The following is a 21,910-nucleotide window of genomic DNA, read 5'->3' on the forward strand; positions in this document are numbered from 1 at the left end:
GTACATGATGGCCCCCTTCCTTGCGCCTGGCGCAAGGAAGGGGGCCATCATGTACTTCGGCGGCGTGCGTCAGTGGTCGTCGTAGTGGTCTCCGTGCGCGGCGTGGCGGTGGCCGTCGTGCAGGTAGTCGACGTGGTCTCCGTGCGGCACCGCGACATGGCCGCAGCCCTCGCCGTGAGCGTGGTCGTGATCCTGGTGCGGGATGTGGTCGCCGGTCTCGCACTCGTCGAAATGCCCGTCGTGCGCGCGGTGCAGGTGACCGTCGTGCACGTAGTCGACGTGGTCTCCGTGGGGTACGGCGACGTGGCCGCATCCTTCGCCGTGAGCGTGCGTATGGCCGGCGTGTTCGGTGTGCGCGGCGGTCATCACCGGGTCCTTCCTCAGCGGAAATGCCTGATCAGGCGGACCGTAGCACCGGTTCACGGGCCCAGCAGCGCTCTCACCCGACCGAGTGTGCGCACCTGTTCGGCCCAGCGCGGCCCCGCCAGCCCGACGACGATGTGTGCCGCTCCTGCCTCCCGGTACGCCGTCAGCCGTTCGGCGACGGCCTCGGCGGAGCCGGTCAGCGGCAAGGAGCGCGCCTGGTCGAGCGGCATCCCATAGGCGTCGTTGATCCCTGCCGCCAGATCCGCCGCTGTCGGCAGGTCCGCGCCTTCGCCCACCGCGCCGGTGGCGCCGACCGCGATCACCGGGTTCGCCACGCCGAGATCCGTCAACCGCCGCCGTCCGTCGGCGACGGCGTCCGGCGGAAGGAGCGACGGGAACCACCCGGTGCCGTGCTCCGCCACACGCTGGAGCACGCGCCGGCCTCGGTTGCCCACCCAGATCGGCGGGACCGCCACCGCCGGTGCCAGTTCGACGGAGGCGTCACCGAGCCGGACCTCTTTGCCCGCCAGCAGCTCCGGCAGCAGGCGGAGCGCCTGGTCGGTGCGCGGTCCGCGTTCGCCATACGGCACCCCGGCCGCGGCGAACTGGGCTTCTCCCCCGCCCGAGCCGATGCCGAGGATCAGCCGTTCGCCCGACACCTGCTGCAGCGTGGCGATCTGCTTGGCCGCCCACGCCAACGGCCGCATCGCCGGGACGAACACGCTCAGCCCGATCCGGATCCGGGTCGTGACCGCGGCGGCGACCGCCAGCCCGACCGTGCTGTCCAGCGAAGGACGGCCGGTCATCAGGTGGTCTCCGAGGAACACGCTGTCGAGGCCCGCGTCCTCGGCCTGCCGCGCGGAGACACGGAGATCGTCGGACGGGAGGATCACACCCAGTTTCATGAGCCCATCGTGCGACCTCCACTCGACTGGAGGTCAAGCGATGTGACGGCGGTGCCCGGCCCAGAACGGCTCCCGGAGCGCCCGCTTGTCGACCTTGCCGATCGCCGTCAGCGGCAGCGCGTCGGCGAAGTCCACATCGGACGGTACGAAATGCTCCCGCCCGAAGAATTCCCTGGCCTGTGCCCGGACCTCTTCGGCGGACAGCGCTCCCGTGGCGACCACCACGGCGTGGACCCGCTCGCCCTCTCCGCCGTCGCCCGGCACACCGAACACGGCCACGGCGCGGATCAGCGGATGCCTCGCGAGCGCGTTCTCGACCACGGTCGAATACACCTTGGTGCCGTGCTCGCCGGTGATGATGACGTCGTTCGCCCGGTCCAGCAGATAGAGGTATCCTTCGTCGTCGAACCGCCCGAGATCTCCGGTCCGCAGCCAGCCGTCCCCGATCGGCGCCGACCCGTGGTAACCGACCATCATGGACAGTCCCCGCACCAGGATCTCCCCGTCGTCGATCCTGGCCTCCATACCCGGCACGATCCGGCCCACGGACTCGAGCCGCTCCGGCCGCCCGTCGAGCTCCGCCGCGGAGATACTCGCGATCATCGGCGCCTCGGTGAGCCCGTATCCCTGCCCCACCACGGGCCCGAACACTTCGAGTGCCTGAGCCAGCCTTCTCGGCGGAAGCGGGGCGGCACCCAGCGAAAGCTGCCGAACACTGCCGACGTCGCTCGACGACATGGCCGGATGGTCGAGCACCTCGGCCAGGCGCGCGGGTGTGAGGGACAGAGTGGTGATCCGGTGTTCCGCGATCGCGTCCAGTACCGTGCCCGCGTCGAAGCCCCGCAGCAGGACGACGCTCTCTCGCCGCAGGATCGCCCCCAGCACGGTGGCGTTGCCGGTCATATGCGTCATCGGCGCGATCAGCAGCGTGCGTCCCGGCCCCGCCGGATCCGGCGCGAAGATATGCGCCATGCCGTCGTAGATCCCGCTGTGCCGGATGAGTTTCGGCGTCCCGGTGGTACCCCCGGTGGGAAAGACGACGGTGACCGAACCCGGCAGTCCAGCCGGGTCGGTACCGTCACGGTCCGTCAGTTCGTCGAACATGATCACCCGCGCGTCGATGGCGGGCCAGTCCGACGGCCGCTCGGTCACCAGGGTCGTGACCCCGGCCGCCTCGACCGCGGCGAGGCGATCCGGCGAACTCGCCGACGCGGCGACGAGCAGCACCGTCGACCCGCGTAGCTGCGCGGCGATCTGCAGGAGGACGGTTTCCGGCCGGTTGCCGGCGTCGATGGCGACGACCCCACCCTCCGGCAGGCCCGCGTACATCCGGCGTACCAGGTCGAACGCCTGCGCGTAGCCGGTCTCCACACCGTCCTGGACGAACAGCACCTCGTCGCCCCCGGAGCGCAGCGCGTCCAGCACCCGGGTCAAGAACAGACACTCCACCGGCCGGACCCTAACCCAGCGTCAGGACCCCGAGCAGCAGCCACCGGCGGGAGCGGCACCCTCGTAGGCGTCGTGCCAGTTCCACCACTCGTACGGCGGCGACTGCGGATACCCCTCGGGCGAGTCCTCCCACTCTTCTTGCCGCCCCAACGCGGTGATGTCGAGGTAGCTCCACGTGCCACCCATCGCTTCGTCACCGCGGTTGTTGACGAAGTACGTCCGGAACACCTGGTCGCCTTCACGGATGAAGGCGTTGGTGCCGTGCCACTGATCGACACCGAAGTCGACGTCGAAGTCACCGGTGATCGTGTACCACGGCATCTTCCAGCCCATCCGCGTCTTCAGCCGCGCGATGTCGGGTTGCGTGCCTCGCGAGGCGAACGCGAGCGTGGTGTCCCGCGCGTTCAGATGCGCGACGTGCGCGACCTGGTCGGCCACCAGCGAGCAGCCTTTGCAGGCGTGGTCGGGGAAACCCTCCACACCGGGATCGAAGAAGGCCCGGTAGACGATCAGCTGACGGCGTCCCTCGAACAGGTCGAGCAGGTTCACCGCGCCGGACGGCCCCTCGAACTCGTACGGCTTCTCGATCGCGAGCCACGGCATCCGCCGCCGCTCGGCCGCGAGCGCGTCGCGGGCCCGGGTCAGTTCCTTTTCCTTCACCAGCAACCGAAGGCGCGCTTCTTCCCATTCGGTCGCGGACACCGTGTTCATCCCGCCAGCTCCGCGGGCAGGGTGCTTTGCCGGTTCGGCTGCCCTTCGCCGGTCGTGATCAGCTGACGCAGGCTCGTACCGACGTAGAAGGTCCACGCCTTGTGGCAAACGTCGAAGCATTCGCACTCCGGGACCAACCCGTGATGGGTGAAGCGCGCTTCGGTCTTGCCGTCCTTCTCAGCGATCTCGAACGTGATCGTGGTGCCGACCCATTCGGTCTCGTCGCGGGTGAAGTCGAAGTGGTTTTCCAGCACCAGCCAGGAGACCTTGCGGCCGGGCACGGATTCGGTGATCCGGATCCGGCAGCGGTGCACCTCTTCGTAGTGGTACTCGAACTCGTCTCCGGTGTACTCGACGTCTTCCGACCACCACCCGCGGACGTCGTTGAACGCGTCGAAGACCTGTTGTGGCGTCTGGTCGACGGTGAAACTCGTCGTGAAGCTCATGATGAACCCTCCAGATGGTCTTTCAGAGCCGCGAGCGGCCCGTCCCAATCACGGGCGAGCGCGGCGAGGAACTGCTGGGCGACCTGCATCGGGGCCGAGTGCAGCCGGTAGCGGACGCGGCGCCGCTCCCCCTGCTCCGGGATCACCAGGCCCGCGTCGGTGAGCAGGGCGAGGTGCTTGGCGATGGCCTGCCGCGTGATCGGCAGCCGGTCGGCCAGGTCGGTCGCCGTGGCCGGGCCGCCCGAGGCGAGGACGGCGAGAATGCTCCGCCTGCTCGGGTCGGCCAGGGCGACGAAGACCTGTTCGGCGATCGTTTCGATGTCAGGCGGCATCGAGGTATTCGATCAGTTCGCCCAGCTCGGCCGCCCACCCCTTCGTGTTCCCCTCGAACGCGACCTGGTGCGCGTCGTCCGGCAGCTGGGAGAAACCGGATTCGACGACCGTGAGCCGCGTGCCTCCGCCGTTCGGGACCAGGGTGAACTCGACGTAAGTGCGGCGGGGGTCTTCGTCGGGGAGGCCGTAGATGTTCCAGGTGAAGCCGAAGACCTCCGGCTCTTCGACGCGCTCGACGCGCATGTTCGCCTTGTGCCCCTCGTCCCATTTCATCTCGGCCGCACCACCTGGCCGCAGGTCGATGCTCGCCTGGTTCCCGAACCAGGTGCCGAGCCCCTCGGCCGTGGTCAGCGCGGCCCAGACCTTCGCGGGCGGGTGGGCGATCTCGACGGTGCGTTCGATCCGGTCGGGGAATCCCACGACAGCCTCCTCAAGTAGCAATCAACTGGTTGCTATAACTTTGTATAGCAACCACCTGATTGCGTCAAGGGTGAATCAGGAAGCGGTGTACAGCGCGCCGAGGAACTCCAGCAGCAGCCGCTCGCGCAACGGGCCGGGCGCGGTGGCCAGCAGCGCGTTGATCTCCGCCATCCGGGTGGGCAACCCGGCCGCACCGCCGAGGCCCGCCGCCGCCAGCAGCCCGGCGAACTGCTCCGGCGTCAGCGTCGCCGGGTCCAGCGCCGCGACGAACTCGGCGACCTGCGGGTCGACGACGACCGGCCCCGCTTCACGGGCGGCCGCGACCGACGCGGCGAGACTTCCGAGGAACTCCTGTTCAAAACCCCGGTTCGCCGCCGTCACCGTCAGGTGCAGGTTCGCGGGCGACGACTCGTGGGCGAACTGCGGCTGGACGTACCAACCCCGCTCGCGCATCTCGTCCGCGACGGTGAACAGGTCGAATCCGGCGCCGTCCACCACGGTGAACGCGAGCAGGGTCGAGACCGGATCGCCGAGGACGCGCAAGCCGTCCAGCGCCTCGATCCCGACTCGGATCTCCACGGCAGCGTCACGCGCCGCCGAAGCAAGCTTCACGTAACCCTCGTCGCCGACGTGCCGCACGACGGCCCACGCCGCGGCGAGCGGGCCACCGGACCGTGTGCTCTGCAGCGTGGTGTTCAGCATCGTGTAGCCGGGCCAGTCCGCGCTGGCGAAGTACTGCGGCCGGCGCAGGTCCGCGTTGGCATGCAAGAGAACCGACACGCCTTTCGGGCAGTACGCGTACTTGTGCAGGTCCACCGAGACGCTGGTGACGCCGGAGACGTCGAAGCCGAACGGCCCGAGGCCCAAGTACGGCAGCACCCAGCCGCCGATGCAGGCGTCGACGTGGAAGCGGACGCCGTCCAGCCGCACGGCGATCTCCGCGATCGGATCGAGGACGCCGTGGGCGTAGGACGGAGCGCTCGCGACCACGAGGACCGTACTGTCGTCGACAGCGGCGGCCATCGCCTCGGGGACGGCGCGGAAGGTCACCGGATCGACCGGCACCGAAATCGCGCGGACACCGAAGAAATGCGCCGCTTTGTGGAACGCCGCATGCGCGGTCGTGGGCAGCACGATGTTCGGCGTGGACACGCCGGGACGCGCGTCGCGGGCGGCCAGGACGGCGAGCATGCACGACTCCGTGCCACCCGAGGTCACCGAGCCGACCGTCTCCGCGGTACCGCCCAGCAGCCGCGCGGCGGTACCGACGAGGTCGTTCTCCATCCTCAGCAGGCTCGGGAACGCCGTCGGGTCGAGCCCGTTGGCCGACGACGCCAGCGCGTGCGCGGCCGCGCCCAGTTCGTCCACTTCGGACAGACCGCTGTCGTAGACGTACGCGAGCGTCCGGCCTCCGTGCGTCGGCAAGTCCCCCGCGCGCAGCTCCCGCAATTCCCGCAGGACGTCCTCGGCGGTCACGACCGGCGCTCCAGCACCGATTTCCGCAGCAGCGGGATACCCAGCACGATCAGCACGGCCGGAAGGATCGACGCGCCGAGCAGGATCGCCGTGAGGGCGCTCTCCGGCTGCGCGACCTTGGCGTCGAGGCTGGACTGGTAGCCGCCGAACTGCAGCACCAGCCCCCAGAGCCCCGGTCCGAGCGCGAGCCCCAGCGTCTCCGACGCCGTCCACACGCCGGCCGCGACCCCGGCCCTGGTCTCGCCGGTCCGCTCCTCCTCGTCGCTGATCAGATCCGGCAGGATCGCCAGCGGGAACACCGAGATCCCCGCGTAGCCGACACCGCAGAAGGCGACGAACACCATCGTGACAGCGAACGGGAACACCTGGGCGCCGAGCAGCCCCAGCAGGCCGACGCCGAACGCTGCGGTGGCGATCCGGAACCCGGCCAACTTCCCGACGCTCGCCCCGAGCCTCGGCCACAGCGGCATGGTCAGCAGCGCCGGGCCGACGAAACCGACGAACAGGACCGTCGAATACCCGGAGCTGCCGAGGATCCGCTCGGCGAAGAACGGGATCGCGGCCAGCACCGTGCCGATGCCGAGTGCCTGGATGAAGTAGACGCCGAGCAGCCAGCGGAACGGCCGCCACTGCGCGAGTGTCCGGAGCAGTTCGCGCGGGCTCACCGTGTTCGGCCGCAGCGCGCCGACGGGCGCGTCCTTCAGCCCGAAGTACACGCCGAGCGTCGCGAGCAGGATGACCAGCGCGATGAACAGACCCATGACCCGGTAGCCGGCGACGCCGCCGATGAGGTCGGTGATCGCGGGCGCGCCACCGCCGGAGACCAGGATGGCGACCGCGAGGAAACCGATCCGGACGCTGGTCAGCTTCGTGCGCTCTTCGGCCGAATCGGTCAGCTCGGCGGGCAGCGCGTTGAACGGCACCTGGAAGAAGGCGTACGCGGTGGCGCACAACAGGAACACGACGACGACGTAGATCGCGTCGGGTACCGGGCCGCCGAAACCGGGATGTGCGAACAGGGCCGCGAAAAGGACGGAAACGCCGATTCCGCCGTAGAGCAGGAACCGGCGGCGGCTGCCGGTGCGGACCATGTCCGCGTCCGACAGCCTTCCCGCGATCGGATTGAAGAGCACGTCCCACGCTTTGGGAACGAACACGATCAGGCCGGCCACGCCCGCCGCGACGCCCATCGTGTCGGTGAGGTACTTGAGGAGGAGCAGGCCGGGAACCGTGCCGAAGGCGCCGGTGACGAACGAGCCGAGCGAGTAGCGGTACCTCGTCCGTGCTGGCAGCGATGCCATGATCCTCCTCGAGGCGGTTCTCCCGATGAAGGCCTCAGTATTGGATCTTGGCCACCACCGGGTAGTGGTCGGAGGGAATCGTGCCACCGTCGTAATGCACGAGCTGTACCGGGCCGACAGCGGCGAGTGGACGGCCGCCCGCGCGCACGGCGCCGACGTAGTCCAGCGAGTCACGGTAGGTCGCCGGAACGGACTTCGCCGCATGCGGGTTCGTGGCCGCGTCGAAGGTGTATGCGCCTTCGCCCGTTGTGCGGAGGATGCCGTCGAGGAAGGCTTCGCCCTGCTGGACCTGGGTCCGGCCGAGGGAGTCCTTGCGCGCCTGTCCGGCCCAGTACTCGATGTTCAGGTCGCCAGCGATGACCACCGGCTCGCCCGCGGGGGCGTATTTCGTGACCAGGTCCCGGATCTCGCCGAGCTGCGCCATCCGGATCTCGTGTGCCTTCGGCAGCGTCTCCGGCCCCTCGTCCGCCTGCATGTGCGTACCCGCGATCCACAGCGGTTTCCCGTTGACGACCAGGCGGGCGAGCGCGGCACCCTTGTTGGACAGGTAGTCCGCGGTGCCGGAGTAGGAATTGCGGAAGACCAGCTGGTGCTGCTCGGTCACCGGCGCCTTGCTGAGCACGGTGACCCCGCCGTTGACCACGACGGGGGAATTCGAGCAGTTGCCGTTCACCGTGGTCCAGCCGGGCGACGTGGAGCAGTACTGGCCGACGAGCGGGGTCTGATGCGGCCAGACGTCCTTCAGCCGGTTGCGGAGTTCCTCCGCCTGGGCGCTGAACGCCTCGTCCAGGACGACGACGTCGGCGTCGTTCGCGCGGATGACGTCCTCCGCCGCGCGTGCCCTGGCCTGTTTGTCCGAAGTGTTCGGGCTGGCGATCCAGGGCAGCTGCCAGATGTTGAAGGCCATGACCTTCACCGAGACCGCCGCCTGGGCGGGCACGGCGGTTCCGGCGAACATCGCGGCGGCGATGGCGAGTACGGCGAGTTTCCGCACGAAAGACCCTTTCGGTGTCAGGAGACGACGAATGTCCGCGAAGTCCCGCTGAACGCGGAGATCGCCCCGTTCCAGCCGTTCTTCCAGTCGCCGAAGTGGATCACGCGATATTTGCCGATCGGGGCGTTCGCGGGGATCTTCCAGTGGACGACGGCTTTCGATTCGGCGACGAACGTCCTCGCCCAGTGGTACTTCGTGTCCCAGTCGCCGTCGTCGGCGTGGCGGACCCACTTGCCGTCGACCAGCCGCTGGATCTCCAGGAACGTGCCGCCGCGCCGCAGGTCGTTCTTCGGATGCCCGGTGACGAACTCGACCGCGACCTGCTCACCGCGCGCGTAGGAGCTCTTCGCGTCGACCAGGACGTCACCGAAGTTCTTGAACGCGGGCGGGCTGTCGAAGACGACCCCTGGCTGGAAGTTGATCAGCTTGCCGCGCAGATCCCGCGGCGTCGGCCCGTGCGGCACCGCCTTCCCTGCCTTCATCGCGGCCGCGAGTTTGGCGAATTCCTGCTGGTACGCCGGAAGCGTGTACCGGCCGTACAGCGTCGACGCACCTTCGTACTGCTGCGAGTCGTACTCCTCGGGCGTGGTGACGTACTGGCTGTACGCGTTGGCGTACCCCTGGACGAGCACGTTCTCCAGCGGGACACCGAGTTCGGCGGCGACGGTCCGGCGCAGGCGCAGTCCGGCGACGATGGTCAGCTCGGCCGGCACGGCCACGAGATGCAGCTGCCCGATCCGGACGAGCTGCAGCGGCAGGACCTCCGGCACCCACGGATACGGCTTCATCGCGCCGAACGGCACCGCGATCACCTTCGGCGCGTGCGCGTCGGCGAGTGCCTGCGGGATCGGCGCGTCGATACCGCCGAGCCACTCGATGAACGGGTTCTTCACGCCTTCGGGGAGCGGCAGACCGGGGCCGTCCTCGCGGCTGCCCGCCAGCATCGACACCCCGATCGCGGCCGTGCAGGTGCGCTGCGGTCGCCCGTTCGGGGTGTACTTCGCGTCGACGGCCACGTCGGACATGTCCACGTAGCACATCCGGTGGTCGACGCCGCCCGTCACCGCCTCGGCGGCCGCGTCGAAGGCGTTCTTCGCCGCGCGGAACTGGAGGTCGCCGATCGTTCGGGTGTTCTCGAACTCGGTTTCGGGGGTGCCGGGTTCGAGGTTCAGGTTCGGGCTCATGTCGCCGGTGTTCGTCTGCGGGAATGCGGCGACGAACCGCGGATTCCCGTCGAGGTACCGCACGCCGGCGTGGTCGTGCTCCCACTCGTAGGCGGCGTAACCCTTGTTGTCGCCGCTGATCAGGTGGTTGCCGTTGCTCATCGACGTCCCGTGCGTGGCGAACCAGCTGATCGCGCCGACGTCGGCGCCGTTCCGGCTGAACCGCAGGACCGTGACGGCCGGGTCGATCGCCTGCGGGAAGTGGTCCTTGTCCGCCTGCGGGTTGAGGTCGAAGGCCTTGCGTGAGCGGTTGACGCTGGCCTTGGTCAGTTCGGCGCGGCCGAGCCGGATCGACCCCGGCGCGAGGTTCGCGTGCGCCCGGGCGATCGCCTCGAAGATCCCGTCGACGTGCGCGTCGTACACCTGCTGCTGGAAGCCCAGGATCGCCAGATCGTAGGCGGCGTAATGGGAATCCCCGCCGCACGCGGAGTGGGTGTGCGTGGCGTTGAGGAGGACGTTCCGCTCGGTGTAGAGGTCGCCGTACGCGGCCTGGAGCTTGCGCAGCACGCCCTGGTGGACGGACTGGAACAGCGCGCCGAGGTCGGCGGTGACGAAGGCGATCCGCTTGGCGCCGTCGTCGACCACGAAGGCGCGCGCCCTGGTGCGGAGGTGGATGCCTGCGGTCTGCTGCTGGGGCATCGAGTAGCCCATCATGCCGTTCTCGGCGGCAGGGCCGGTGACGTCGGAAATCCCTACGCCGACACGGAAACCTCGTGCCGGCGCCGCTTGCGCCTGCTGGGCGCCGAGCACGCCCGCCGCGACGGGCAACGCCGCCGCACCCGCGAGAACCCGCCTCCGGCTCACCGTCATGAGTCGCACCTCCCGGCCACGAACATGAACCGACTTCATGTTCGTGGCCGGGACGCTACGTGATGGGCCTCACTGCCGCAACCCACGAACGGCGCTGAACCGCATCGCACGCGACGAAGGGCGCTTTCACCGCGTCGCATGCGGTGAAAGCGCCCTTCGGCCATCAGCCGCGAACCGGGCCGTCGAGCGCCGTGGTCGAGCGAGGAGACGGCGTTGCGAAAGTGGCTTTCGCAACCTTCAATCGCGCCCAGTTCTCTCAATGTACGAAGGCGGTCCAGCTCACTACGAGAGCGTCTCCGCGACCTTCGTGAGTGTCGCGGCATCGCCCCGCAAAAGCAGCGTGGTCACCACGGTCTCGTCCCACGCGGCGAGTTCGTCACGGATCTTTTCCGCGGGCCCGATCAGTGAGGTGTCCTCGACCAGCGACGTCGGGATCGCGGCGGTCGCCTCGTCCTTGCGGCCCGCCAGGTACAGCTCCTGCACCTTGTCGGCGACGTCCTCGTACCCCATCCGGGCGAAGACGTCGTGGTGGAAGTTGACCGATTTCGCGCCCATGCCACCGATGTACAGCGCGAGCGACGGTTTGATCCAGCTCGCGGCCTCCTCGACGTCGTCGTGGACGAGTACGGGGACGGACGCGGCGACCTCGAAATCGTCGAAACCGTGCCGGGCGCCGGGACGCGAGAAGCCTTCCTGCAAAGCCGTCCGGTAGAAGGCGTCGCTCTTGGGTGAGAAGAACAGCGGGAGCCAGCCGTCGCAGATCTCCGCCGACAGGGCCACGTTCTTCGGCCCTTCCGCGGCGAGGAAGATCGGGATCTCCTTGCGGAACGGGTGCACTGTGGACTTGAGCGGTTTACCGAGCCCCGTTCCACCCTGCAACGGCAGCTGGAAGTGCTGCCCGTCGTGGGTCACCGGCGCCTCGCGCGCGACGACCTTCCGCACGATGTCGACGTACTCGCGGGTGCGGGCGAGGGGCTTCGGATAGGGCTGCCCGTACCAGCCTTCGACCACCTGCGGCCCGGACGCGCCGAGCCCGAGTACGAACCGCCCGCCCGACAGGTGATCCAGCGTCAGCGCGTGCATGGCCGTCGCGGTCGGGGTGCGCGCCGACATCTGGACGATGTTGGTGCCGAGTTTGATCCGACTGGTCGACGCGCCCCACCAGGCGAGCGGGGTGAACGCGTCCGAGCCGTAACCCTCGGCGGTCCACACGGAGTCGAAGCCGAGTTCTTCGGCCCGCCGGACCGCGTCCAGCGCGCCCTCCGGCGGGCCGGACGACCAGTAACCGAGGTGGTAACCCAGCTTCATCGAAGCTCCTAGTCAGACGTTCGGTGAGTAGTGCTCGGGTTTGCCCCGCTCCGAAAGCGGCGGAAGGTTCCTTGCGGGAGTCTCGACCAACGGCGCGTCCGGGGCCAGTTCGCCACGCTCGCGGCGCCAGCCCGCCCTGGCACGCGGGTGGTAGCGGCGGTCTCGCGGGACCAGCTTGAACGCCGAGTTGATCAGCTTCCCCACGCGGCGATGGCGTCGCTCGTCGCGTTCGGTCCAGGTGTAGCCGAGCCGCTCGCGGATCGGCGGGTCGTACAGGCCGACCGTCAGCCAGACGAAGTTCCGCGCCACGTGCCCGCGGACGAGTTTCCAGGCGAAGCCCGGTAGCCATGGCAGGAAATTCGGCTTCGGGAGGTCCTTGATGTCGAGGACGTCGCGCGTGGCCTTGTTGTCCTCCAGGACGTCCTCGCACATGCGCTTCCAGTACAGCTGGAAGTCCTCCCACGACTCCGGCACCGGGCGCATGCTCATGCCGTACATCTCGTACCACTGGACGTGCTCGTCGAACAGCTTCCGCTTCTCCGCCTCGCCGATCCCGCCGCAGAAGTTGTCGGCGATGAGGATCGCGCTCACGAAGAACGTCGAATGCGCCCAGTAGAACGTGTCCGGGTTGAGCGCGTGATAGCGCCGCCCGTGTTTGTCGACGCCCTTGATCCGATCGTGGTAGCCACGTACCTCCAGCGCGGTCTGGCGGGCCCGCGGGCCGTCGTAGATCACTCCCCCGATCGGGTACAGCGAGCGGAACAGCCGCTGCCAGCGCTCCTCGAAGAACCGCGAGTGCTCTTCGACGCCCGCGCCCAGCTCGGGGTGCATGTTCTGCATGGATCCTGCCCAGAGCGCGATGAGCAGCCCGCGCCAGTCGCCGAAGTACTTCCAGGTCAGCGAATCCGGTCCGAGCGGCCGCGGCTGTGTCATCCCCGGTCTCCTCACTGAGCTGGTTAAATTGACCACAACTGTTGTCAGGTTAAAGTTGACAACGGCCGTAGTCAACAAGAGGAGCCGATCATGGCCGGCCGCAGCTGGGCAGGCACGACCCTGGACGACCGCAAGGCCGCGCGGCGGGGACAACTCGTCGACGCGGGCCTCGACCTGCTCGGGACCCAGGGCAGCACCGGGGTGAGCGTCCGCGCGGTGTGCCGTCACGCCAAGCTGACGGAACGGTACTTCTACGAAAGCTTCGCCGACCGCGAGGAACTCGTCGTCGCGGTCTACGAGCACATCGGCGAGCAGGCGCGGCAGGCCCTCGTCGACGCCGTCAGCGACACGGCCGAGCCCGCCGAACGGGCGAAGGCCGCGGTCCGCGCCTTCGTCGAATTGATGCTCGACGATCCGCGCAAAGGCCGCGTGCTCCTGCTCGCGCCGATCACCGATCCCGCGCTGACCACGCGCGGGATCGCGCTCCTCCCCTCGTTCGCCGAGCTGGTCAGCGGGCAGCTGTCCCACGGTGACGCGGCCGAACGGCAGATGACCTCGATCGGGCTGGTCGGCGCGCTGAGCAACGTGTTCATCGCCTACCTCGACGGCTCGCTCAAGGTGAGCCGCGAGCGCCTGATCGAGCATTGCGTCCGCCTCGTACTCGGCGCCGACCGTCAGCCCTGACCGCGTTCGGCGACCAGTTGCAGGGCGATGTCGATGATCATGTCCTCCTGTCCGCCCACGTATTTCGCGGCGCCGACGCGATACAGGATTTCGTGCGCCGGGACGTCGTACCGTTCGGCGGCGCGTTCCGCGTGCAAAAGGAAACTCGAGTACACACCCGCGAATCCCTGCACGATCGACGACCGGTCCATCACCGGCAGCCGCGTGATGTAGGGCTTCACGACGTTTTCGGCCGCGTCCATCAGCACGTCCTTGTCGACGCCGGTGCGGATCCCGAGCCGCTCGAACGTCGCCGCGAGGACCTCGGTCGGCGAGTTGCCCGCGCCCGCGCCGAGCGCCACGAGCGAACCGTCGATCTGCCGGGCACCGGCCCGGTAGGCGAGTACCGAGTTCGCGACGCCGAAGCTCAGGTTCTGGTGCCCGTGGTAGCCGACCTGGGCCTCGTCGCCGAATTCCGCCACCAGCGCGGCAACGCGTTCACCGGCGTCCTCCAGGATCAACGCCCCGGCGGAATCGACGACGTACACGCATTGGCATCCGGCGTCGACCATGATCCGGCCCTGTTTCGCGAGCGCCTCGGGCGTGGACATATGGGACAGCATCAGGAAACCGACCGTCTCCAGCCCGAGTTCCCTCGCCGCGCCGAAATGCTGGACGGAGACGTCGGCCTCGGTGCAATGGGTCGCGATCCGGACCGCGCCCGCGCCGAGGTCGGCGGCCACCCGCAGGTCGCCGACCGTGCCGAGGCCAGGGAGCAGCAGGACCGCGATCTTCGCGTGCCGTGCCTCGTTGACCGCCGCCGCGATCAGCTTCCGTTCGTCCACAAGGGAAAAGCCGTAGTTGAAGGTCGAGCCGCCGAGGCCGTCGCCGTGGCTGACCTCGATCAGCGAGACCCCGGCGTCGTCCAGCGCCCGGACGGTGTCGCGCACGTTCTTCTCGGTGAACTGGTGCGCCATCGCGTGGCTGCCGTCGCGCAGGCTCGTGTCGACGATCCGGACCTGTCGGCTCACGTCGTCCCAGCTCATGCCGCCACCTCCTGAGTGGCCAGCAGATCGCCGACGCGGGCGGCCGCGGCCGTCATGATGTCGAGGTTCCCGGCGTATTTCGGCAGGAAGTCCCCGTTCCCGGCGACCTCCAGGAACACCGCGACCCGCGCCTGCCCGCTCCACCCCGGCCGGGGTGGGTCGTATTGAGGATCCGCCTTGAGCGTGTAACCCGGCACGTAACCCTGGACCGTCTCGACCATCCGGTGGATGGATTCGCTCACCGCGCCGAAGTCCGCGTCCGGGTCGATCGCGCAGAACACCGTGTCACGCATGATCATCGGCGGTTCGACCGGATTGATGATGATGATCGCCTTGCCGCGGCTCGCTCCCCCGACGAGTTCGATCCCGCGCGCCGTCGTCGCGGTGAACTCGTCGATGTTCGCCCGGGTGCCCGGCCCGGCCGAGCGTGACGAGACGGACGCGACGATCTCCGCGTAGGGCACCGGCGTCACCCGCGACACCGCGTGCACGATCGGGATCGTGGCCTGGCCCCCGCAGGTGATCAGGTTGACGTTCGGCACGTCCAGCCGTTCGGGCAAACCCACCGCGGGGCAGGTGAACGGGCCGACCGCGGCCGGGGTCAGGTCGATCGCGCGGATCCCGGCGGTCGCGTACCGCGGCGCGTTCGCCAGATGCGCCTTCGCCGAGGTCGCTTCGAAGACCAGGTCCGGCAGCTCGTCGCGCGACAGCAGCCAGTCGACACCGCCGGCGGACGTCTCCAGTCCCAGTTCCGCGGCCTTGGCCAGCCCGTCCGAATCCGGGTCCACGCCGACCATGTACCGCACCTCGACGTGCTCGCTGCGCCTCAGCTTCGCGAGCAGGTCGGTGCCGATGTTCCCGGGACCGACGATCGCGGCCACCGCTTTCCGTTGCGCCATGTCAGGTGACGCTGCCCGCTCGGATAGGGCACACTCAACCCATGCGTGCCGCTGGGCGGAACGACGACCCGGAACGAACCGGAGCGGACGGCCTCGTCGCCGCCCGGATCTCCGCGCTGCTCTCGGCCTTCCGCCCCGGCGACGACGCGCTCGGCGTTTCCGAACTGGCGCGGCGGACCGGTCTGGCGAAATCGACCGTCCATCGGCTCACCGGGCATCTGGTCGCGACCGGCCTGCTCGAACGTCAGGACGCGACACTGCGGCTCGGGCTGAAACTGTTCGAGATCGGCCAGCTGGCGGTACGGCGCCGTGGACTCGTCGAGGCGGCGAGGCCGTATCTGGCCGATCTCCGCGAGGCGACCAGGAACACCGTGCACCTGGCGGTCCTGGAAGGCACCGAGGTCGTCTACCTCGACATCCTGCGAGGACCTGACGCGCCGTCATTGCCGTCCCGGATCGGCGGCCGTTTTCCCGCGCACGCCACCGGCGTCGGCAAGGCGATCCTCGCGTTCTCGCCGGAATCCGCGGTGGCGCAAGTGATCGACGCCGGCTTGCCGCGCATCAGCGTGCGGACGATCACCGCCGCGGGCCTGCTGCGCCGTCAACTGGCCAAGATCCACGGCGAGGGGATCGCGTTCGAACGGGAGGAATCCGGCGTCGGCGTCGTCTGCGCGGCGAGCCCGCTGCTCGACGCGCAAGGCATGGCGGTGGCGGCGTTGTCGATCTCAGGCTGGGCGAATCGCATGCACACCAACCGGGTCGCGCCCGCGGTGCGGACCGCCGCTTTGGCTCTTTCCCGGACTCTGTAAGGCTTTACGCGACAAGCCCGCGCCGGACCAGTTCCGGACGCACGCCCTCACCGAACCAGTACGCCTCCTCCAGATGCGGATAGCCGGAGAGGACGAACTCCTCGATACCGTGCGCGTGGTACTCCTCGATGAGGTCGGCCACTTCCCCGTGGCTGCCGACGAGGGCCGTACCCGCGCCACCGCGCACGAGGCCGATCCCGGCCCAGAGATTCGGGTACACCTCCAGACCGCGGACGCCGCCGTCGGTCTTCCCGCCGTGGAGCGCGGCCATCCGTTGCTGGCCAACGGATTCGCTGGCGGACAACTGTTTCTGGGTATGGGCGATCCGCTCCGGGTCGATCGCGTCCAGCAGTTTTCCCGCCTCCGCCCAGGCTTCCGCCGACGTGTCACGCGAGAGCGTGTGCAAGCGGATGCCGAAGCGGAGCTTCCGGCCCTGCTCCTCGGCCAGCTCGCGAACCTTGGCGATCTTCTCGGCCACCTGCGCGGGCGGTTCGCCCCACGTGAGATAGACGTCCGCGTGCCTCGCCGCGACAGGCAGCGCCGCCGCGGACGAACCACCGAAGTAGATCGGCGGAACCGGATCCGGCGCCGCGCGTGTGGTCGCGCCGTCGACTTTGAGGTACTCGCCGTCGAAGTCGAACGGCTTGCCGCTCCACACGCCGCGCACGACCTCGAGGAACTCGCCGGTGCGGGCGTAACGCTGATCGTGGTCGTGCCAGTCACCGAAACGGCGCTGCTCGACCGCATCGCCGCCGGTGACGACATTGAGCAGCACGCGTCCCCGCGAGATCCGCTGGAACGTCCCGGCCATCTGCGCGGCCAGCGTCGGGGAGATCGTCCCGGGCCGGAACGCGACCAGGAACTTGAGGGTTCTCGTCTCGCGGATCAGGGCGGCCGTCGTCAGCCAGGCGTCCTCGCACCAGGTGCCGGTCGGGGTCAGGACGCCTTCGAAGCCGTTGGCCTCAGCGGCGCGGGCGACCTGCGCGAGATAGTCGAGGCTCGGTTCGCGGGCGGCGGACGCACCGGCGGCACGGCTGGCGTGGAAGTGCTCCACGATCGTCCGGCCGTCACCGGTGGTGGGCAGGAACCAATGCAGCTTGAGCGTCACGGCTCCGAGCTTCGGCTCCCCGTACCGGGCTGGTCAATCAGCGAGCCTCGCGTCCCGCGATCTGGACGCGTTTAGTCCTCTGAATGCGGAGACGGGCGCGGTGGAAGACGCGACGCGAAAGCCACTTTCGGGACATCTGACGCCCTCAAAGTGGCTTTCGCGTCACGCCAGCCCGGACCGCATTCAGAGGACTGAACGCCGTCAGCCGCCGAACATCAGCCGCCATTCCTCCAGCGACTTCGGCCGGAACACGAAGTTCGTGTCCTTCACCCGCGACAGGTTCGCCGACGGCTCCGCCGAGTATTGGTGCCCCGGGTAGACGACCGGGTCGCCGTCCAGCCCGGCCAGCCACTGCAGGCTCCGGTAGATCGCCTCCGCGTCGCCGCCGGGGAAATCGGTCCGGCCGCAGCCTTCGAGGAACAGCGTGTCCCCCGAGACGAGCTTCCCGTCGACCAAGAAGCACTGGCTGCCCGGAGTGTGTCCCGGCGTGTGCAGCAGCCGGATCGGCACCGCGCCGACCTCGACGACGTCGTCGTGTTCGTGCGAGCGCAGATCGGTTCCGGAGACGCCGGTGATCCGGCGGACCCATTCGGCCTCCGCGCCGTTGACGTGGATCGGCACCTGGACACGTTCCAGCAGTTCCGCGATCCCCGGCAGCGAGAAGCCCATCATCTCGCCGCCGACGTGGTCGGGGTGGTGATGCGTGGCGAGGACACCGGTCAGCCGCATGCCGTCGGTCTCCAGCAGGTCCAGCAGATCGCCGACGGCGTAGGCCGGGTCGACGATGACGGCCTCGTTCGTCTCCCGATCGCCGATCAGATAGGCGAAGTTGACCATCTGCGTCGCGACGGGATCCCCCACCGCGAAGTCACGGCCCGCGAGCAATTGCCGGAAGTACAGCCTGTCAGCCATGCGGACACCTTACGGCGCTACTCCCCCGTGGTTCCGTCGGCCAGCTCACGCAGGATGTCCAGATGCCCGACGTGCCGGGCGGTCTCCTGGACGACGTGCGCGAGCACCCAGCGGACGGTGAACTTCCCCGACTTGCGCGCGCGATCGTCCGGCGAGATCCCGGCCAGCGACGACTCCGCCAGGGCCCACTCGGCGCGGTACGCCGCGACGACCGAACGGGGGTCATCGTCCTCGGTCAGGTCCCAGCTCGGATCCGGTGAGCCTTCCCACAGCGAAGGCAGGTCCGCGCCGCCCGCCTCGATCGAGAGCCACCAGCGCTCCACCGCGGTCAGATGCTTGAGCAGTCCCAGCGCGCTCATCCGCGGAGAAGACGGCAGCGGTGTCGCGGCCGCCTGCTCCCTGGTCAGCCCGGCGACCTTGTTCACGGCTGTCGCGCGGAGGAAACGCAGGAAGCCCCACTGAAGCCCCGCTTCGTCCTCGGCGATCCCGTCCGGCCAGGCGCGCTCCACCGGCTCGGCCGCGCTCGAACCCGTGTTCGACATGCGGTCACTGTACACAAACGGCGAACTCACGTGATTGAGCGGCGAACTCGCGTGATTGGAGGCGTAACTCGCAGATCCGCGCCCGATCACGTGAGTTACGCGTCCAATCACGTGAGTTACGCGCGAGATCTCCGGTCGGCACCGCGGGGCTAGGCTCGTGATTCATGTGGTGGGGTTTGGCTTGCGCGTTCTTCGCGGCGTGTGCGTACGGCGTCGCTTCGGTGATGCAGGCGATCGCCGCGAAAGCGACGTCGGGCGCGGAAGACCGCGTCGATCCCCGCCTGCTCGTGCGTGTGTTGCGGCAGTGGAAGTTCGTCGCGGGTCTCGCGCTCGACGTCGTCGGGTTCGTCGCCCAGGTCGCCGCGCTGCGGGTGCTGCCGCTGTTCGTGGTCCAGGCGGCGCTGGCGGGAAGCCTAGCCGTGACGGCGGTGGCCGCGCGGACGCTCGGGGTCCGGCTGGGCCGTCGCGAGTGGACGGCGGTCGCGGTGGTCTGCGCCGGGCTCGCGTTGCTCGGGATGTCGGCGGAGAGCGAAGGCTCCGCCTCGACCGGGCTGGGTTTCCGGCTCGTGCTGATCGGCGCTGTCGTGGTACTCGGCACGGCCGGGATGTTCGCCGGGCGCGCGTCGCGCCGGATCCGGACACCGGCGCTGGGACTGATCGCCGGCCTGTGTTTCGGCGTCGTCGCCCTCTCCGGGCGCGCGCTCACCAGCCTCGCCCCGCTGGACCTGCTGACCGACCCGGCCTCCTACACGCTGGGTGTGGCGGGTGCGCTGGCGATGTTGTTCTACGCCACGGCATTGCAGCGCGGCAGTGTCACGACCTCGACCGCGATGATGGTCATCGGCGAGACGGTGTTCCCATCCTTGGCCGGGGTGCTCGTGCTGGGCGACACCACCCGCCCCGGGTTCGCCGCCGTGGCGGCCGTCGGCTTCGCGCTCGCGGTGTCGGCGGCGCTGGCGCTGGCCCGCTTCGGCGAGCCCGCGCCGATCGAGCCGGTCAGCGCGCAGCCGCGCTGACCCCGCGCCGGGACACCAGCAGCCAGGCCAGGTACAGCCCGCCGATCGCCCCGGTCACCAGCCCCACAGGCAGACCGGCGAGCACCTGCTGAGTGATCAGATCACTGATTACCAGCAGGAGCATGCCCATCAGCGCGGCCGCGGCGAGCCCCGGCCCCGAAGACCGCGTGAGCCGCTTCGCCAGCTGAGGCGCGGCGAGTGCCAGGAACGCGATCGGACCGGCGGCCGCCGTCGCGATCGAGCACAGCCCGACGCTGACCCCGAGGAGCACGACCCGGCTCCGCTGCACCGGCACGCCGAGCCCCTTGGCCGAATCGTCCCCCATCTCCAGCAGGGAAAGCCTTCTGCCGTAGACGAAGGCGGGCGGCAGCAGGACGGCGATGGCGATGGCGACCGGGCCGACATGCTCCCAGCCTCGCCCGTTGAGCCCGCCGACGAGCCACGCCTGCGCCGCCAGGCCGTCCTGCCAGGAGGCCCTGGTGATCAGATACGAGTTGAACGCGAGCAGCATCGCGTTCACCCCGATGCCGACGAGGACCAGCCGGAACGTGTGCACGCCGCCCTTCAACGCGAGCACCGCGATCAGTGCCGCGGTCACGACGCCGCCGACCAGCGCGCCCAGCGACACCTGGAGCATGCCGCCGTGCACCACGATGATCGTCAGCAACGCCCCCGTGGCGGCTCCGTTGGTGAAGCCGATGAAGTCGGGGCTGCCCAAGGGATTCCCGGACAGGCTCTGCAGGATCGCGCCGCTGACCGCGAGCGCGCCGCCGACCAGCAGCGCGGTCAACAGCCGCGGCAGCCGCAGGGTGGTCACGATGAACTCGGTGCTCCGGTCGCCGAAGCCGAACAGCGTCTGGATGACTTCGCCGACGGACAGCGGGTAGTCGCCGGTGGTCATGCTGACGGCGCCGAGGAAGAACACGGCGATGGCCAGCAGCGCGACGACGATCGCGGCCCTCGGGGTGACGCGAAGGGAAAGTCCGCCGCCCGGGGTGCGCAGGACGCGGGTGCTCATCCGTGGGTGCTCCTTGGTGGTTGCCATCGGAAGTCCAGCGGGAAGCTGGGCCGTCGAGACCTCCGAAGGACTTCCGATGGTGACCACTTGACCGCGGTCACAGCCTGGCCAGCTTCCTGCGGCGGCAGAGCGCGATGAACACCGGCGCGCCGAGGAACGCGACGACGATGCCCGCCTGCAGTTCCTCCGGCGGGTTCAGCACGCGGCCGACGACGTCGGCGCCGATCAGCGCGATCGGCGCGAGCAGCATCGAGTACGGCAGGACCCAGCGTTGATCCGGGCCGACCAGCATCCGCGCGGCGTGCGGCACGGCGAGCCCGAGGAAGATGACCGGCCCGATGGCCGCGGTACCCGCGCCGCAGAGCAAGGTCACCACGATCGCGCCCAGCACCCGGGTGCGGCCGACGTGGGCGCCGAGTGCCTTGCCGGTCTGGTCGCCGAGCGCGAGGACGTTGAGCGGGCGGGCCAGCAGCAGCGCGATGATCGCGCCGGCCGCCACGAACGGCGAGATCTGCCAGAACACGTCCCATTTCCGGCCGCTGAGCGAACCGACGTTCCAGAAGCGGAACTGGTTGAACGTCTCGGGCATCAGCAGCAGGATCCCGACGATGTAGGCCTGGAGCACGGCCATGACGGCCGAACCGGCGAGCACGAGCCGGTCCGGCGTGGCGCTGCGTCCCGCGGAGCCGAGCACGTACACCACGACCGAGGCGATCGCCGCCCCGGCGAAGGCGAACCAGATGTAGCCGAGCACGCCGGTGACCCCGACGAACGCGATGCCCGAGACGACCGCGGCCGCCGCGCCGGTGTTGACCCCGAGCAGGCCGGGATCGGCGAGCGGGTTCCGGGTGAGCGCCTGCATCACCGCGCCCGCCAGGCCGAGCGCGACGCCGACGACGACGCCCAGCAGGGTCCGCGGGATGCGGAGGTCGTGGATGATCACCGCCTCGGTCGAGCCGTCGTTGTGCCACAGCACCGACCAGGTCGAGGTGAACGGGATGCTCTTCGACCCCACCCAGATACTGAGCAGGAACACCAGCGCCAGCAGGGCGAGCCCGATCACCAGACCGCCGGCGCGGAACGTCCGTGCCGCCGCGCTGGGCGGGGACGCCGCAGCGGGCGGGCGTTCGGTGACGACCACGGAACCTCCTTCGAGTGAGGCGAGGCTAACCGAACGCCGGAGTTCACCTCAACGAGCTACCTACTTAGACTAGCCTTACCT

Annotated in this window: 23 protein-coding genes; 3 read left to right on the top strand and 20 right to left on the bottom strand. The window is 69.3% G+C overall.

Going from position 1 to position 21,910, the window contains the following annotated elements; translation table 11 throughout:
- Positions 1-69: 69 nt before the first annotated feature.
- The 13 genes from ACFVM3_RS23455 to ACFVM3_RS23515 all read right to left on the bottom strand — a co-directional run bounded on the left by ACFVM3_RS23455 (position 70) and on the right by ACFVM3_RS23515 (position 12,675).
- Complete coding sequence (locus ACFVM3_RS23455) at positions 70-366, bottom strand: hypothetical protein (protein ID WP_378441719.1); 297 nt, start codon at positions 364-366, stop codon at positions 70-72.
- A 53-nt stretch (positions 367-419) separates the two neighbouring features.
- Positions 420-1,271, bottom strand: coding sequence for an LLM class flavin-dependent oxidoreductase (locus ACFVM3_RS23460; RefSeq protein WP_378441721.1), 852 nt, complete (start codon positions 1,269-1,271; stop codon positions 420-422).
- Positions 1,272-1,304: 33 nt separating this feature from the next.
- Entirely contained in the window at positions 1,305-2,711 is a 1,407-nt protein-coding gene (locus ACFVM3_RS23465; RefSeq protein WP_378441770.1) for a class I adenylate-forming enzyme family protein, read from the bottom strand.
- Positions 2,712-2,741: 30 nt separating this feature from the next.
- Positions 2,742-3,431: a DUF899 domain-containing protein gene (locus tag ACFVM3_RS23470; protein ID WP_378441722.1), complete on the bottom strand. Its 690-nt coding sequence runs from the start codon at positions 3,429-3,431 to the stop codon at positions 2,742-2,744.
- Entirely contained in the window at positions 3,428-3,877 is a 450-nt protein-coding gene (locus ACFVM3_RS23475) for an SRPBCC domain-containing protein (RefSeq protein ID WP_378441723.1), read from the bottom strand. The genes ACFVM3_RS23470 and ACFVM3_RS23475 overlap by 4 nt, the downstream gene beginning before the upstream one ends.
- Positions 3,874-4,209: an ArsR/SmtB family transcription factor gene (locus ACFVM3_RS23480; protein WP_378441724.1), complete on the bottom strand. Its 336-nt coding sequence runs from the start codon at positions 4,207-4,209 to the stop codon at positions 3,874-3,876. The genes ACFVM3_RS23475 and ACFVM3_RS23480 overlap by 4 nt, the downstream gene beginning before the upstream one ends.
- Positions 4,199-4,630, bottom strand: a complete 432-nt coding sequence (locus tag ACFVM3_RS23485; protein WP_378441726.1) for an SRPBCC domain-containing protein — start codon at positions 4,628-4,630, stop codon at positions 4,199-4,201. The genes ACFVM3_RS23480 and ACFVM3_RS23485 overlap by 11 nt, the downstream gene beginning before the upstream one ends.
- A gap of 75 nt (positions 4,631-4,705) precedes the next feature.
- On the bottom strand, positions 4,706-6,106 hold the full coding sequence (locus tag ACFVM3_RS23490) for a pyridoxal phosphate-dependent decarboxylase family protein (protein WP_378441727.1): 1,401 nt from the start codon (positions 6,104-6,106) through the stop codon (positions 4,706-4,708).
- The gene (locus ACFVM3_RS23495; protein ID WP_378441729.1) at positions 6,103-7,407 is read right to left on the bottom strand and encodes an MFS transporter; all 1,305 of its coding nucleotides are present in this window, start codon (positions 7,405-7,407) and stop codon (positions 6,103-6,105) included. Before ACFVM3_RS23495 ends, ACFVM3_RS23490 begins: the two co-directional genes overlap by 4 nt.
- Positions 7,408-7,441: 34 nt before the next feature.
- On the bottom strand, positions 7,442-8,401 hold the full coding sequence (locus ACFVM3_RS23500; protein WP_378441730.1) for a sphingomyelin phosphodiesterase: 960 nt from the start codon (positions 8,399-8,401) through the stop codon (positions 7,442-7,444).
- Positions 8,402-8,418: 17 nt separating this feature from the next.
- On the bottom strand, positions 8,419-10,434 hold the full coding sequence (locus ACFVM3_RS23505; RefSeq protein ID WP_378441731.1) for a neutral/alkaline ceramidase: 2,016 nt from the start codon (positions 10,432-10,434) through the stop codon (positions 8,419-8,421).
- A 282-nt stretch (positions 10,435-10,716) separates the two neighbouring features.
- Positions 10,717-11,742 carry an LLM class F420-dependent oxidoreductase gene (locus ACFVM3_RS23510; protein ID WP_378441733.1) on the bottom strand — a complete coding sequence of 342 codons (1,026 nt, stop codon included), beginning with the start codon at positions 11,740-11,742 and terminating at the stop codon, positions 10,717-10,719.
- A gap of 12 nt (positions 11,743-11,754) precedes the next feature.
- Positions 11,755-12,675 carry an oxygenase MpaB family protein gene (locus ACFVM3_RS23515; RefSeq protein WP_378441734.1) on the bottom strand — a complete coding sequence of 307 codons (921 nt, stop codon included), beginning with the start codon at positions 12,673-12,675 and terminating at the stop codon, positions 11,755-11,757.
- 90 nt (positions 12,676-12,765) lie between these two features.
- Between ACFVM3_RS23515 and ACFVM3_RS23520 the strand changes: the two genes are divergently transcribed.
- The gene (locus tag ACFVM3_RS23520) at positions 12,766-13,359 is read left to right on the top strand and encodes a TetR/AcrR family transcriptional regulator (protein WP_378441736.1); all 594 of its coding nucleotides are present in this window, start codon (positions 12,766-12,768) and stop codon (positions 13,357-13,359) included.
- Here the strand turns inward: ACFVM3_RS23520 and dmpG are convergent.
- Positions 13,350-14,384, bottom strand: a complete 1,035-nt coding sequence (dmpG, locus tag ACFVM3_RS23525) for a 4-hydroxy-2-oxovalerate aldolase (protein WP_378441737.1) — start codon at positions 14,382-14,384, stop codon at positions 13,350-13,352. The genes ACFVM3_RS23520 and dmpG overlap by 10 nt on opposite strands.
- On the bottom strand, positions 14,381-15,283 hold the full coding sequence (locus tag ACFVM3_RS23530; RefSeq protein ID WP_378441739.1) for an acetaldehyde dehydrogenase (acetylating): 903 nt from the start codon (positions 15,281-15,283) through the stop codon (positions 14,381-14,383). Before ACFVM3_RS23530 ends, dmpG begins: the two co-directional genes overlap by 4 nt.
- Positions 15,284-15,324: 41 nt before the next feature.
- On the opposite strand from ACFVM3_RS23530, the gene ACFVM3_RS23535 reads away from it, so the two are divergent.
- The gene (locus ACFVM3_RS23535) at positions 15,325-16,092 is read left to right on the top strand and encodes an IclR family transcriptional regulator (protein WP_378441740.1); all 768 of its coding nucleotides are present in this window, start codon (positions 15,325-15,327) and stop codon (positions 16,090-16,092) included.
- Positions 16,093-16,096: 4 nt separating this feature from the next.
- Here the strand turns inward: ACFVM3_RS23535 and ACFVM3_RS23540 are convergent, their stop codons facing one another.
- From ACFVM3_RS23540 to ACFVM3_RS23550, 3 genes are all read right to left on the bottom strand, one after another.
- Positions 16,097-17,200, bottom strand: coding sequence for an LLM class flavin-dependent oxidoreductase (locus tag ACFVM3_RS23540; protein ID WP_378441742.1), 1,104 nt, complete (start codon positions 17,198-17,200; stop codon positions 16,097-16,099).
- A 201-nt stretch (positions 17,201-17,401) separates the two neighbouring features.
- Positions 17,402-18,112, bottom strand: a complete 711-nt coding sequence (locus ACFVM3_RS23545; RefSeq protein ID WP_378441743.1) for an MBL fold metallo-hydrolase — start codon at positions 18,110-18,112, stop codon at positions 17,402-17,404.
- A 17-nt stretch (positions 18,113-18,129) separates the two neighbouring features.
- The gene (locus tag ACFVM3_RS23550) at positions 18,130-18,654 is read right to left on the bottom strand and encodes a DinB family protein (protein WP_378441745.1); all 525 of its coding nucleotides are present in this window, start codon (positions 18,652-18,654) and stop codon (positions 18,130-18,132) included.
- A gap of 164 nt (positions 18,655-18,818) precedes the next feature.
- Here ACFVM3_RS23550 and ACFVM3_RS23555 point away from each other — a divergent pair, with 164 nt between their 5' ends.
- Positions 18,819-19,670 (top strand): hypothetical protein, encoded by an 852-nt coding sequence (locus tag ACFVM3_RS23555; RefSeq protein WP_378441746.1) that lies wholly within the window; start codon positions 18,819-18,821, stop codon positions 19,668-19,670.
- Here the strand turns inward: ACFVM3_RS23555 and ACFVM3_RS23560 are convergent.
- Together ACFVM3_RS23560 and ACFVM3_RS23565 are read right to left on the bottom strand one after the other, a co-directional pair.
- The gene (locus tag ACFVM3_RS23560) at positions 19,651-20,688 is read right to left on the bottom strand and encodes a FecCD family ABC transporter permease (RefSeq protein ID WP_378441748.1); all 1,038 of its coding nucleotides are present in this window, start codon (positions 20,686-20,688) and stop codon (positions 19,651-19,653) included. The two genes, ACFVM3_RS23555 and ACFVM3_RS23560, sit on opposite strands and share 20 nt — an antisense overlap.
- Before the next feature lie 97 nt (positions 20,689-20,785).
- A complete protein-coding gene (locus ACFVM3_RS23565) occupies positions 20,786-21,829 on the bottom strand; it encodes a FecCD family ABC transporter permease (RefSeq protein ID WP_378441749.1) in 1,044 nt (347 codons plus the stop codon).
- Between the last annotated feature and the right edge of the window lie 81 nt (positions 21,830-21,910).

It is taken from the genome of Amycolatopsis sp. NPDC057786, from assembly GCF_042797905.1.
In the GTDB taxonomy this organism is placed as follows: domain Bacteria; phylum Actinomycetota; class Actinomycetes; order Mycobacteriales; family Pseudonocardiaceae; genus Amycolatopsis.